Origin of the sequence: Vibrio sp. T13N (assembly GCF_032970445.1) — a bacterium.
GTDB lineage: Bacteria > Pseudomonadota > Gammaproteobacteria > Enterobacterales > Vibrionaceae > Vibrio > Vibrio diabolicus.
In genome coordinates this window covers 301,889-314,996 of record NZ_JAWJYE010000003.1, presented here as the reverse complement: position 1 = coordinate 314,996, position 13,108 = coordinate 301,889, and the positions used below count along the sequence as shown (strand labels likewise).

Sequence of the window (13,108 nt, the reverse complement as noted above, 5' to 3'; positions counted from 1 at the left end):
ATTACAAGCCGCTAGCACTTAGCACTGCACGTATTTGGTCATTGAAGTCAGTATCACTCATATTGCTGAGTTCATACAAGACCTCTGCACCTGTTAAGTTGAATTCAACTTCGTGTTCATCAATGCGTTCATCATGATTGCGGAACATCAATAGGTGATGCGCGATTCTTGCAATGTCTAAATAACTTACTTCCGGTCGCGTTTGCTCGTACTTCTCGTTTGAGGAGACCTCTCTAAAGTCATTGTCAAATCCCCAGCGCTCGAGCACCAGTTTGCTTGTTGCTGAACAACGAGTTTGGAAGATTTGCAACGCAATTTCAGGGTCTAGGTAATTGCCTCTATCTAAGTAAAGGTGGTACTCGTTAATTAGACAAAACAAACCGATATCGGCTAGCAGACCAACCAGCAATGCTTTTTCTTGCTCCAAGTGCCCATAAGTACCTGGCTCGTGTTTACGAAACGATTGAACCAATATCACCATGACGGCACCGAGTTCTCGGGATACCGCTGCACTTTTCACCAAGATGGCATTACATTCTTTGGTTAAATTTACTGAATGTTTAAGTTGTTCAATCGCTTGTGCGGTAACAATATCACGCACGCGCAGTATACCAAGGCGAGATACCGCGGTAGTTAAGTCGTTGCAGGTAATGTTTCTGCGATTGAAAATTACAGAGTTTGCTACTCGCAGAACGACCGCCGCCAAGCCGGGATCTTCTAACAAACAGTTAGCAACATCTGAAATAGTGGTGTGTTCTTCGACACATAACTGCTGAATTTTAAGCACGACATCAGGAATAGGGGGTAATGAAATCTTACCCGTTGAGATGGACTGTTCTACCAGCTGAGCAAACTCGGATTCCAGTGCGTTTATAAGCTTATCTTTATTATTTGGCAGCCAAAAAAATGATAAATGTTCCATTGTGACGCTGTACTTGAGATCTTTCGTACAGTGTACCCTTACAGCGTATTCTTTATCAATTAAATGCGTATCACGTGCTCGTAATTGCCAGCGAGATCATAATGATGGCGTGTTTTGGGCATGCCGTGCGTCAAAAAAATATCACCACATGAATAATAAGTGTGAAACTAATCACGTATGCTGAATATATACTTTTTTATATGTGACCTATGTCCTAACTTATTTTTCAACGTTAAGTATGATTAAGCAAGTTGGTGAGCACAACTCACAAAAATATCGCCAACAAATCGACATTTATAATTCGCTATAAGCTGCTGTTTATCTGGTGACATCGCTAATCGGGGTAATTTATTCAGATTAAAGAGGTCAATGGACATGACAGACCAAGCTTTTTTTAGATATGTACGCAACTTTAGTGAGTATCAAAAACGTTCTATGTTCGGTGGTATCGGTTTATTCACCGATGATGCTATGTTTGCGCTTGTTAGCAATGATTGCTGCTACTTACGTGGTGGTAATGGATTGGACGAAGTGTTTACTCAACTGAATTGCGAAAAATATAAGCACGTCAAAAAACAGACGACGGCAACCGTAAATTATTATGACGTAACAGATTTGTTTGAATCCGGATATGCAGGACTCGATGAACTGGTACAAAAATCAATTGAATACTCAATTAAGGAACGAAAATATCAAAAGTCTTCTGCCAGTAGACGTTTGAGAGATCTGCCAAATATGCAGTTAACTCTTGAGCGAATGGTCAAGAAAGCAGGTGTTGATGACGTAGAAACCTTTTTAGAACTTGGACCTGTAAAAGTCTTCAACAAAGTTAAAGTGGCTTATGGCAATGACGTTGATGTTAAGTTGCTTTGGAAATTCGCTGGTGCCACTGACGGTGTTCATTGGAAACTGATTCAAGAGCCGCGTAAAAAGCAATTACTGGCGCTGTGTGAGTAAGCAAGCTGAACGCACGATGATTGACTCGTTTTGATGGAGTTAGCGGGTCGTAAAGGCAAGTGTTGAAAGCGGAAAAAGGACATTGAAGTTTTTGACCACTTCATTGAGTTAGTCATTAGATTAGACAAAAAACCGAGGCATGGGCCTCGGTTTTTGTTTTTTAATTTGCTCTTTTCTTAAAGCACAAATATTAAAACTTAAAACGGGTAGTGAACATTACCTGATCACCATAAAAGTCGTTGATACGCGCTTCAGCGCCTAGAGAGAAAAGCTCAGTTGAGTGGAAACGAGCGTATGCTGCACCGGTCCAGTCGTCATCGTTATCAATAGAAACGTAGCCGACTTTGCCGCCTACTTCTAATTGAGGACCTAACCATTGACGAACACCTAAGTTCAGTTCCATACCTACGTCAGTGCTGCTATCGCTTGAAGGTTGTACAACGCGCATTAGCATTTCACCTGTAAGGTCAGCCCAGTTGTTTAGTGGCGAATGAAAGCCAAAACCAGCGGCTGAGTCAAAATCACTTTCAAACTCAGAGTCGATACGAGCAATAACATGTGCGTTAGGGTGAATTGATTTGCTGAATCCAGCACCAAATGTCACAGGACTTGCGCCAATACGTGCTTCGAAATAGTCGTAGCTAAAGTTGCTCATAGTTGCTGGCGCATTGCGGTCGTTTGCGGCTAGGGCATGGCTTGATGCCACTAGTAAGGCAGCGGCTAATAGTGTTTTACGCATAACTAACGATAAACCTTGTTCATTATTTCCATGGATTCAAGCAACCACTTGAACCGTAATCTGATTTGTCCGACATCATAATAAAAAGGAAGGTCCACGACCAACAAAAATGTGTCGATGTTTTGTCAATTAACTTAATAGTTAGTTGGTTTAAGCAAAAACTACGCCATATACATAACGTCTAAGAGCATCAATCGGATAAATAGTGATGCTTTTCCATACTCGCGCTATTGCGCGAAATAACGTGGATCAGCTGGCTTTGGTGACATTCAAGCTAGAGCCACGCATATTACTCGCCGAAGCTTGCTCTGCGTTCAGCCATGGCATTGAGGATCGCCTCAGAATCAAGGACTTGAGTCCAAGATAATAAGTTATCATCATTTGCAATCATAAAAGCAGTAAGCTGAGACACGATTGCTTTTCTCAACTCTTCACCTCTCCATGGTTTGGCTATGTAATAGTCCAGACTTGCGTTATTGACGGCCTCAACGGTGTCTTCTAAGCCGGCTTGTCCTGTAAGTAAGACTTTGCGGGCCGCTTTTGTGTCACCATTTTGACTGAGTTCGATTAAGAAGCTAATCCCAGTTTGCTCCGGCATAATGTGGTCGCATAAAATGAGCGCAAGCTGAACTTCCTCTTCCGCCATCTCCTCGATCACTTGCCTTGCTTCAGTGACTGATTCCGCTCCCTCGACAATAAAATGTTCCTCAAAGAGAGCGAGATCCTGGAGCACGCTATCCAAGACTTCTCGTTCGTCATCGACACATAAAATTAAATACTTGGTCATATTTCATCTCCTTTTTCGATGACTGGTAACCAGACTGTCATTCGTGTGAACTTGTCGAGCTCTGATTCGACGTCAATCCATCCTTTATGTGCTGTCACGATTTGTTGGCAGATGGACAGTCCAATGCCTAAACCAAAGTTGCCTTCTTTTTTCGTCGTGAAGTTGAGCTCGAAAATGGCTTCTCTTTGCGATTCAGGAATGCCACACCCATTATCTTCAAATGAGATAACGGCGTAATGTGTATGATCTTTTTCTGCAAGACGTGTTTGTATTTTTAAAACGCCTTTTTCCGGAAATGCATCAATGGCGTTAGAGACCAAATTCGTCCATACCTGTTGGAGCGCGATTGGTTGACAAAGGATAGGAGGTAAATCCGCATAATCAGTGGAAACCTGATGCATTTTTAGTTTGTTTTCGAAGATCACCAAGGTGTCTTCAATACCTTCATGAATATCAGCATAGTGCTGGGTCTCATCATCTGAGCGTGCGTAACCTTTAAGGCTTTTCACCATATCTGCAATTCGCGCAGCACAGACGTTAATCGAGCGAAGAGTGGAACCTGCTTTGTGGTATTGCTCAAGAGTATCGAGAACATGAGAAGACACTTGCTGTTTTTTCGTTAGTTGAGTGAGTAACTCGTGATCTGACTCTAGCCCAAGGTTCACCACTTTCTTAGCCAGTGTTCGGTCTGGAAGGGCATGATTAAGTGCTTTAACGCGTGATCTGAGCTCTGCGGTTGAAGCGGGTTTTGCGGTTTGAGCTTTGCTCAGTAACTCAATGCCTTTGATTTGTATATCGGAACTGGGTACTTCGTTAAGTAATCGTGCAAGCGTATGCGTTAAATTCTCTACGCCCCTCAATATCGCTGCTATCGGATTATTTAGCTCATGCGCCACGCCCGCAACCAACTGGCCGAGCATCGCCATTTTTTCTCTTTCAATGAGTTGCTGGTGGGCAGACTCCAGCGATTCGAGCGTTTTTTGAAGTTGCAGCTTGGTGTTGATGCTTCTTTGTAATCGGCGGTTGAAGTGGCGTAAAAGCAAGTTTGTAAAAAGAGGCAGCAAGTTTGAGTCGCTTTGCATCACTTTATTGAATACGTTGCGATCGAGTTTGATGACCTCTGTCTTTGTCAGCGTTAGGGCTGTCGAGAAAGAACATTCCCCAGTAACAAACGACATGCCTCCGACAATATTACCTTTGTTATGGCGTACAACCTCTCGCTGCATGCCTTGTTCATCGCGCTTGTACAGAGCCACTTCACCATCGGTAATAAACCACAAAAAGCTATTTGGCTCGCCTTCCACGGTTAATAAGTGTTCAGGTGAGTATGTACGGCACGCTCTTGTTTCGTCGTTATCTTTGAAAAACTGCTGGAGAGCGGAGATCACTTGCTCGGCTAACTCAGCATCAGACATCGAGTGGTAGTCGTGTAAAAAGCCCGCTTGATAATGGCTCATCTGATTATTGATGTGCGCTCGCAACAAGCTGTGATGATCCAATATCTGACTGTAACTTAGCAGGTCTTCTTTACCGTTTCGCAAGATAAATTGGGTCAGCTCTTTTTGCACTGTGTTAAATAAGACGTGATCTGGCAAAGGTTTAGTGAGGCAGTGGTCGAGCCTGCCCTCATTAACGGCAGTGAGAATTGCCTCTATATCAGACGAGCAGCTAATAAGAATTTTTCTTGCTTGCTCGGTATGCGGCATCCGGTCTAAACCAATAAGAAAATCCACGCCATTAAAATGAGCGTGATGGCTCGCTATAACTAAAGCAACAGTCTGCTCTCTTTCCTCTAGATACTCTAAAGCGCTTTGAGCCTCTTCTATCGATTCGACAGAAAAAATATCAAACTTACTTGAGAAGGCAGACAGCTCCAATCGAAACTGTTCAGCACTGATTGGGTTGTTGTCGAGACACAACACAGCATAACGATTCACAGATGTTTTAGCTCCGGTTAAAACTTCGCCACGCAAACTTTAACAATAAAAGGACATGATGAGTGGGAGCCAAGTATGATTCCTGATTAATGGACTAGAATAAGCATCAATAGTCTGATTTGTCTCAATGTTTTCTCCGCAGAAGGTTTGGGGTAGACTGACCGAAAATACCTAATAAGTGACGTTATGCAAAATCTTAAAAAAATCGGCGCCATTGGTGGTGCTATCTCATTAGCGCTGTGTTGGCCATTGGCTGTCGGACAAATTGGTCAGTCCATCATTGAAGATGGTATTACCAATATGAATGATGAAATGATTAAAGGCGAGGTGGTCGAGTATCAGCGTGGCTATTTGTCTTCAGTCGTGCTGACTCGTTATTCAGTTGTTGACCCTGAGCTTAAAACGCAGCTAGAGCGTGATGGCATGCCAACGACGTTTGATGTAACCAGTGATGTTAGCCATGGTCTAACAAGCCTAACAGCAGATTCAAAATTGGTGGACAATGACTTTTTGCCTCTCACGATGCATAGTCAGACCCAACTAAATGGCAATACGGCATTCACCCTTGACCTAGACAGTTGGCATTATCGTAACGAAGCGCAAGGTGTTTCTGTTTCTACAAGCCCTGCAAAAGTGACAGGGGATGTGACGGTATTGGGTGATCTCAATTACCAAGTTTCTGTTCCTTCTGTTCAAGTGGATTTTGAAAACGGTGAAGAGCTTCATCTGAATGCATTGACAGGTCAGGGTAAAGGTAAGCAAGCAAAAGGCTATTGGCTGGGTGAGCAATCTTTTTCTCTAGAGAAGCTGGATGTGGTTGATTCGAACTTAACGCCTGTCTTTTTGATTGAGAATGCGAGTTACCGCGGCAACACTACGATGAATGAGTCTGGTGATAAGCTGAACAGTCAGCTGAACCTAGATGCTAAGAAACTGCGTTTAACTGATGGTACGGATGTCGATAACTTTAAGTTGGATTTCTCAATTGCAGATGTGGATAGCCAGTCATTTGACCAAATTATGTCTATCTATCAAAGCTCTCCAATGTTAGACGAGCAGGAAATTGCGAGCTTATTGCCGCATGTTGACACGCTGTTTAGCAAAGGTTTTGATTTATCCGTGAATGAGCTTTCACTTGCGTTTGGTGACGGTAAGTTCCATAACGAGTGGCAATTGTCCATTCCTGAAGGTACTGACCACATTACTCAAGACCCAATGAAGTTGATGACGGCGACTACTGGTGAGCTCAGTACTTACTTCTCTGACGAATTAGTGACGCACTACCCATTTATTCAAGAAGGAATCGATGAGCTGCTCATCATGGAGTTGATCGAGAAAGTCGAGGGCGGTTATCAACTCAAAGCAGAAATCGGTGACGGTAAATTGAAGTTCGAAAATGGACATGAGTTCCCATTGGTGGCGCTACTTATGCCCGCCTTGATGCAACAACAGTAGCCAAGTATTGTTGCGGAATTAATCCAATTTAACGCTTAGTCTTTAAAAAGAGGTCGTAAGACCTCTTTTCTTGTTTTTATCGCTGCGAAAACGTGATATTAATTTCGTAATATTTACATAGCAGGAGCAATGAGCATCATGGAACAAAATACGGACAACGTATTTAACTTCAGTGCAGGGCCAGCAGGTCTGCCTAAAGCAGTTATGCAGCAAGCACAACAGGAACTAATCGATTGGCAAGGCCTTGGTACTTCGGTCATGGAAATCAGCCATCGAAGCAAAGAGTTCATCAAAGTTGCAGAAGAAGCCGAGCAGGATTTACGTGATCTTCTGAATATTCCGGACAACTATAAAGTGCTGTTCTGCCAAGGTGGTGCTCGTGCTCAGTTTGCTGCTGTTCCTCTAAACTTACTTGGTGATGCCGAGACGGCAACTTACATCGACGGCGGTTATTGGGCTGAAAGTGCGGTAGCTGAAGCGAAGAAATACTGCGAGCCAGACGTATTTGATGCAAAAACAGAAATCGACGGAAAAGTAGCCGTTCTACCTGCAAACGAATGGAAAATTGCTCCAGAAGCGGCTTACGTGCATTTCTGTCCAAATGAAACCATTGACGGTATCGAGATTAACGATCTTCCAGTCACCGACAAACCAATCGTTGCTGACATGTCTTCGACGATTCTTTCTCGTGAGATTGATGTATCGAAATACGGTGTGATTTATGCGGGCGCTCAGAAAAACATTGGTCCTTCAGGCATTGCTATCGCTATCGTGCGCGACGACTTGTTAGGTATGGCGAAGCAGGTACTGCCAAGTATCTTGGATTATACTGTTCTGGCTGAGAAAGAATCAATGTTCAACACGCCACCAACCTTTGCATGGTACCTGTCTGGTCTTGTTTTCAAATGGTTGAAGGCGCAGGGTGGGGTAAAAGCGATCGAGCAAGTGAACCGCGCTAAAGCCGCACTACTGTATGATTACATCGATCAGTCTGATTTCTACCGTAATGGCGTGCACTCAGCAAACCGTTCTTTGATGAATGTGCCATTCCAACTTGCGAAACCTGAACTGGATGCAACCTTCCTTGAACTAGCCGATGCCAAAGGGCTGAAATCACTAAAAGGGCACCGAGCCGTTGGTGGTATGCGAGCTTCCATTTATAACGCCATGCCGCTAGAAGGTGTACAAGCGTTAATCGATTTTATGCAAGAGTTTGAGAAAAACTACGCATAAAATCAAATTCACTGTTATTCATGAAAGCGTCGCAATTGCGGCGCTTTTGTTTATCTCAACTCACATCACTCCAGGAAGGTAAAATGACCAAGGCGAATATTGAAGCGCTGATCAAGCAGTTCCCACTCTTGGCGCCACTTATCGATCTTAAGGAGGTTTGCTGGTTTAACCCAAACATAACCTCTTTAGCAGAAGGTTTGCCCTATGTGGGGCTAGATGAGAAAGATATTCAAGCTGCGAGTGAACGGCTAGCACGATTTGCGCCTTATTTGATGAAAGCGTTTCCCGAAACGGAAGCTTCGCATGGCATCATTGAGTCTTCTGTGGTGGATGTTCCCAAGATGAAAGTGCGTTTGGAGCAGCAATACGACACGCCAATATTGGGTCGTTTAATGCTTAAAAAGGACAGCCATCTGCCAATTTCTGGTTCTATCAAAGCGAGAGGTGGCATTTATGAAGTGCTCACCCATGCAGAAAAGTTGGCGTTTGAAGCTGGCTTACTCTGCGAAACCGATGATTACAGCAAATTGTTCAGCAATGAGTTTCGGCAGTTTTTTAAGCAGTACAGTATTGCGGTTGGGTCAACGGGTAACCTCGGTATGTCCATTGGCATCATGAGTGCAAAGCTTGGTTTTTCAGTCTCGGTTCACATGTCTTCTGATGCGCGGGAGTGGAAGAAAAATAAGCTCCGATCACATGGCGTCAAAGTGGTGGAGTACCAGCAAGACTATGGTGTTGCCGTTGAGCAAGGTCGTAAAGAAGCAGAGCATGATCCTAACTGCTTCTTTATTGATGATGAAAACTCGCAGACGTTGTTTCTAGGTTACTCTGTTGCGGGTGAGCGTCTTAAGCAGCAGTTTGATGACTTGGGAATTGTGGTTGATGAGCATCATCCGCTGTTTGTTTATCTACCCTGTGGTGTTGGCGGTGGGCCTGGTGGTGTGGCATTTGGTTTGAAAGTCGCGTTTGGTGATCATGTTCATTGTATTTTCGCAGAGCCAACGCACTCTCCGTGCATGTTGTTGGGCGTGCATACCGGCTTGCATGACGAGATTGCGGTACAAGATTTGGGTATCGACAACATGACCGCTGCTGATGGATTAGCAGTAGGGCGTGCGTCGGGATTTGTCGGTAGAGCGATGGAAAGGCTAATTGATGGCTTTTACACCATTGATGATGCTCGTATGTATCACCACTTGGGTGAGTTAAGTGAACTAGAAGGCATTAACCTAGAGCCTTCTGCATTAGCTGGTATGGTTGGGGTAGTGCATGTCTCGAATAATCATGCTTATCAGTCTCGAATGCAATTTGACGAAGAAAAACTCAGAAACGCCACGCATCTTGTTTGGGCAACAGGTGGAGGCATGGTTCCGGAAGATGAAATGGCGGCTTATCTCAAAAAATCAGGTCGGTAAATCAGCCCTGTATACGTACTTAACTAGGCAATTGACAATACAGGAATAGCAAAAGGGCTCATCGTTTGATGAGCCCTTCTCGTCACAGAATATCGAATTATAGAGACTGTAATAGCTGGTAGTAACGACCTTTCTGAGCGAGTAGCGTTGGATGATCGCCTTGCTCGATGATCTCACCTTGTTCCATCAAACAGATGCTATCCATGTTTTCTAATTCTATAAGTCGGTGTGTAATGAATACCACTGTCTTATTAGCAAAGTGCTCATTGAAAAGCGTCATCACTTTTTGTTCCGTACGCTTATCGAGGCCTTCAGTCGGTTCATCTAAGAGTAGGATTGGGGCATCATGTAGCAATGCTCGAGCAATACCGATTCGGCGTTTCTCTCCACCAGATAACTGACGACCACCGTCGCCTAACCAAGCGTCTAACCCTGGATCCTCAAGAAGGCCACCAAGTTCGACTTTTTGAAGAATCTCAGACAGTCGCTCATCACTTGCTTCTGGAGCGGACATGAGTAAGTTGTCACGCAGTGTCCCGTTTAGTACATCTACGCGTTGACTGACCACTGTCATTGCTTCTCGCAGGTCAGACTCGCTCCAATCTTGCAGTTTTGTACCACCGATTCGAACTTCACCTTGGTTAACATCCCAGTAGCGACAAAGAAGCTGAATTAGTGTTGATTTACCTGAACCTGTTTGACCTACAATGGCTGTTTTAGTGCCCACCGGTAGTGAGAGTGACAAGTCTTTCAGCACCTTTTGCTGACCGTCAGGGTAAGTGAAGTCAATGTTGTTGAATTCAATGTCTAACGTTGTGCCTTTATGTTTCGATTGCTCAGGGAAGACAACGTCAGGTTCAGCCAAAATTACTTCATTTAAACGACGAGCAGAAGTCAACGTTTGACCCAGGTACTGGAACGCGCCCGCAATAGGCATCAAAATTTCAAAACTTGCCATCGTTGCAAATGCAAACAACGCAATCCAAGGATCAGGAGCACGACCTCCTACGCCGTCTGCAGCAAACCAAAGCATCACAACCAGTGTAAGACCGTTCACAAGCATAAGCAGGCCTGAAGCCATGCCCGTTAAATTCGCGTTCACAAACTGATTAGACAAAAGCTGCTTTTGCTTCTCTAGAATGAGATTGCGATAACGCTCTTCTGCTCCAAAGATACTCAGTTCGCTGTAGCCTTGAAGCCAGTCCAGAGTCGCCACTCGCAATTGCGCTTTATGATGAGTGAGATTCTCGCCATTACTTTTACCAAGTTTATAGAACAACACTGGCCATACAAACAACATGACGGTAAGAATCGAGCCAAGCAGTAGGGCGAGATGCCAATCAAAGAACGCCAGGACAGCCGTTAAACTCAATATGCCAAAAATACCAATCACGACAGGGCTGATAAGTCGAAGGTAAACGTGATCCATCGCATCTACGTCCGCCACTAGGCGGTTGAGCAGATCGGCATCACGCATCGTAGAAACACGACCCGGAATCAGTGGTGCAAGTTTCTTAAAGAAGAAGATACGTAAATCGGTAAGCAGCTTGAACGTTGCATTGTGGCTGACGACACGTTCTCCCCATCGACCTGCGGTTCGAGCCATTGCAGCGCCGCGTACCCCGGCACCTGGTAACATGTAGTTGAAGGTTTCACGAGCAACCGTCAAGCCTGCCACCGCTGCGGCTGAAATAAACCAACCCGATAGCGTTAATAAGCCAATAGATGCAGCTAAGGTCAGAAATGCCAATAGCATACCTAGAGAAAGACCAAACCAATGTTTCTTATAGAGTTTTAGATAAGGGAGTAAATCACGCATCTAAGTTCCCCTTGTCTGTTTCACGTTGTGCGAGGTTCGCTTCCAACATGTCTTTAAATAAGCCATCTTCTGTCGACAGTGTGTCGTAATCACCACGTTGAACAATCTGGCCGTCCTGCATAACAAGAATTTGCGATACGCTTTGTAAAGGTGCCAACTGGTGAGTAATCATCAAATTCGTTGTGGCATGTGCGTACTTGTTAATGCCTTCCATGACGAGTTTTTCACTACGAGCATCTAAGCTTGCGGTCGGTTCATCTAATAACCAAAAACGACCATTTTGTAGCATAGCGCGAGCTAACGCTAAACGCTGGGCTTGGCCGACAGATAAACCACCAGAGCGGTCAGATATCGGGTAATCCAACCCATGCATTTCAACAAATTCAGCAGCATGAGAGTCATTCAAAACAGAATGAACGTCTGCATCTTGAATGTTGTGTTTGCCTAACGTGACGTTATCTCGAATGCTGCCATGTAATAGCATTGGGTTTTGACCAATCCAGCTTACGGCCTCTCGCCATGTGGCGAGATCCAGTTGTGACAATTCACAACCATTAATCTTCAAGCTACCTTGATAAGGCATGAAACCGAGGATGGTGTTTACCAAGCTTGTTTTACCTGCGCCACTTGGTCCAACTAAAGCCGTACTTTTGTTGGCTTCAAGAGAGAAGGATAGGGGACCTGCGAGCTGCTTACCTTCCGGACTAAAAATGGTTAACTCGTCCGCTTCAATATGGATGGGACTACTCTTATCTAACGCTTGGGTGCCATCTTTGACTTGATCGACTTCCAAATCCAGAAACTCGACAATGCTTTCTGCTGCGCCAACCGCTTGCTGTTTCGCATGATAGAACGTGCCCAAATCACGTAATGGCTGATAAAACTCTGGCGCAAGAATCAGAATGAACAAACCAGCAAACAGCGTAACACCTGTGCCGTAGTAGCCGAAATCGAGCTCTCCGATATAACTAAAGCCAAAGTAGACGGCGGTAATTGCGATAGAAATGGAAGTGAAAAACTCTAAAACCGCAGAAGATAGAAACGCGATTTTCAGAACGTCCATGGTGCGAGTACGAAAGACTTCCGAAGCACCCTTAAGAGTTTCAGTTTCAGATTTTGTTCTATCGAATAAGCGAATGGTCGTCATTGCTTGCAAGCGGTCATAAAAGTGACCGGACAAACGCTGCATCGCTTTAAAGTTTTTACGGTTTGCTTCTGCGGCTTTCATCCCAACCAGTGCCATGAAAATAGGCACCAGTGGTGCAGTGACGAGGAAGATCAAGCCTGCCGCCCAGTTTACTGGGAATACGACAACCAAAATAATGAAAGGCACTAGTACCGATAATGACATCTGAGGCAAGTAGCGAGAGAAGAAATCTTGCATATCTTCTACCTGCTCTAAGATGAGCGTCGCCCAGCTGCCGGCAGGTTTGCCTTTGATGTAAGCTGGCCCAAGTTTATGAACTTTATCTAAAATGAGTTGGCGAATATAAACTCGAATTTGCTCACCGCAACGGTAACCGGCAAGCTCTCGACCCCAGGTACAAGCAGCTCGACCGATAACCGTGCCACCAAGCCCAACAAAATGCCAAATGAGGTCGGCTTTGTCGACTTGGTCAATGATTAACTGGTGCAGAATGGAGGCGAGCAGGGCTGCTTGAGCCAATAAAAACACGCTTGAAAGTACGCCTAGGCCTATCGCAATCATAAGCCAGCGCTTGGCTAACTTACTTTGTTGCTTAAGCCACTTATTCAAGCTGCTTTGCTTTTTCTTATCCATCGTGAAGGCTTAATGATAATTGTTTTAATGAGGCGGTAGTATACAAAAGAAAACCCAGCGGGAA

10 protein-coding genes are annotated in these 13,108 nt (G+C 44.5%); 4 read left to right on the top strand and 6 right to left on the bottom strand.

Going from position 1 to position 13,108, the window contains the following annotated elements; genetic code table 11:
• Position 1: 1 nt before the first annotated feature.
• Positions 2–922 carry an HDOD domain-containing protein gene (locus tag R2S67_RS06845; RefSeq protein ID WP_048626253.1) on the bottom strand — a complete coding sequence of 307 codons (921 nt, stop codon included), beginning with the start codon at positions 920–922 and terminating at the stop codon, positions 2–4.
• A gap of 369 nt (positions 923–1,291) precedes the next feature.
• On the opposite strand from R2S67_RS06845, the gene R2S67_RS06840 reads away from it, so the two are divergent.
• Positions 1,292–1,879, top strand: a complete 588-nt coding sequence (locus R2S67_RS06840; RefSeq protein WP_258687488.1) for a TfoX/Sxy family DNA transformation protein — start codon at positions 1,292–1,294, stop codon at positions 1,877–1,879.
• Positions 1,880–2,069: 190 nt separating this feature from the next.
• Here R2S67_RS06840 and R2S67_RS06835 read toward each other — a convergent pair whose 3' ends face one another.
• The 3 genes from R2S67_RS06835 to R2S67_RS06825 form a co-directional block, all read right to left on the bottom strand.
• On the bottom strand, positions 2,070–2,618 hold the full coding sequence (locus R2S67_RS06835; RefSeq protein ID WP_005393208.1) for a hypothetical protein: 549 nt from the start codon (positions 2,616–2,618) through the stop codon (positions 2,070–2,072).
• 289 nt (positions 2,619–2,907) lie between these two features.
• Positions 2,908–3,405 carry a response regulator gene (locus R2S67_RS06830; RefSeq protein WP_145474199.1) on the bottom strand — a complete coding sequence of 166 codons (498 nt, stop codon included), beginning with the start codon at positions 3,403–3,405 and terminating at the stop codon, positions 2,908–2,910.
• On the bottom strand, positions 3,402–5,342 hold the full coding sequence (locus R2S67_RS06825) for an ATP-binding protein (protein WP_145474197.1): 1,941 nt from the start codon (positions 5,340–5,342) through the stop codon (positions 3,402–3,404). Before R2S67_RS06825 ends, R2S67_RS06830 begins: the two co-directional genes overlap by 4 nt.
• Positions 5,343–5,528: 186 nt before the next feature.
• On the opposite strand from R2S67_RS06825, the gene R2S67_RS06820 reads away from it, so the two are divergent.
• The 3 genes from R2S67_RS06820 (at position 5,529) to R2S67_RS06810 (ending at position 9,445) form a co-directional block, all read left to right on the top strand.
• Positions 5,529–6,797 (top strand): DUF945 family protein, encoded by a 1,269-nt coding sequence (locus R2S67_RS06820; protein ID WP_006742618.1) that lies wholly within the window; start codon positions 5,529–5,531, stop codon positions 6,795–6,797.
• A 138-nt stretch (positions 6,798–6,935) separates the two neighbouring features.
• Positions 6,936–8,030, top strand: a complete 1,095-nt coding sequence (gene serC / locus R2S67_RS06815) for a 3-phosphoserine/phosphohydroxythreonine transaminase (protein ID WP_317342934.1) — start codon at positions 6,936–6,938, stop codon at positions 8,028–8,030.
• Between the two features lie 83 nt (positions 8,031–8,113).
• Positions 8,114–9,445 (top strand): D-serine ammonia-lyase, encoded by a 1,332-nt coding sequence (locus R2S67_RS06810; protein WP_317342932.1) that lies wholly within the window; start codon positions 8,114–8,116, stop codon positions 9,443–9,445.
• A gap of 97 nt (positions 9,446–9,542) precedes the next feature.
• On the opposite strand, the gene cydC is transcribed toward R2S67_RS06810, so the two are convergent.
• A complete protein-coding gene (cydC, locus tag R2S67_RS06805; RefSeq protein ID WP_317342930.1) occupies positions 9,543–11,264 on the bottom strand; it encodes a heme ABC transporter ATP-binding protein/permease CydC in 1,722 nt (573 codons plus the stop codon).
• Complete coding sequence (gene cydD, locus R2S67_RS06800; RefSeq protein ID WP_046874822.1) at positions 11,257–13,044, bottom strand: heme ABC transporter permease/ATP-binding protein CydD; 1,788 nt, start codon at positions 13,042–13,044, stop codon at positions 11,257–11,259. The genes cydC and cydD overlap by 8 nt, the downstream gene beginning before the upstream one ends.
• Between the last annotated feature and the right edge of the window lie 64 nt (positions 13,045–13,108).

Bases quoted from the DNA above. Each gene is read 5' to 3' on its own strand.
- R2S67_RS06820 (WP_006742618.1), top strand. From the start codon at position 5,529: ATGCAAAATCTTAAAAAAATCGGCGCCATTGGTGGTGCTATCTCATTA.
- R2S67_RS06830 (WP_145474199.1), bottom strand. From the start codon at position 3,405: ATGACCAAGTATTTAATTTTATGTGTCGATGACGAACGAGAAGTCTTG.
- R2S67_RS06810 (WP_317342932.1), top strand. From the start codon at position 8,114: ATGACCAAGGCGAATATTGAAGCGCTGATCAAGCAGTTCCCACTCTTG.
- cydC (WP_317342930.1), bottom strand. From the start codon at position 11,264: ATGCGTGATTTACTCCCTTATCTAAAACTCTATAAGAAACATTGGTTT.
- serC (WP_317342934.1), top strand. From the start codon at position 6,936: ATGGAACAAAATACGGACAACGTATTTAACTTCAGTGCAGGGCCAGCA.
- cydD (WP_046874822.1), bottom strand. From the start codon at position 13,044: ATGGATAAGAAAAAGCAAAGCAGCTTGAATAAGTGGCTTAAGCAACAA.
- R2S67_RS06845 (WP_048626253.1), bottom strand. From the start codon at position 922: ATGGAACATTTATCATTTTTTTGGCTGCCAAATAATAAAGATAAGCTT.
- R2S67_RS06840 (WP_258687488.1), top strand. From the start codon at position 1,292: ATGGACATGACAGACCAAGCTTTTTTTAGATATGTACGCAACTTTAGT.
- R2S67_RS06835 (WP_005393208.1), bottom strand. From the start codon at position 2,618: ATGCGTAAAACACTATTAGCCGCTGCCTTACTAGTGGCATCAAGCCAT.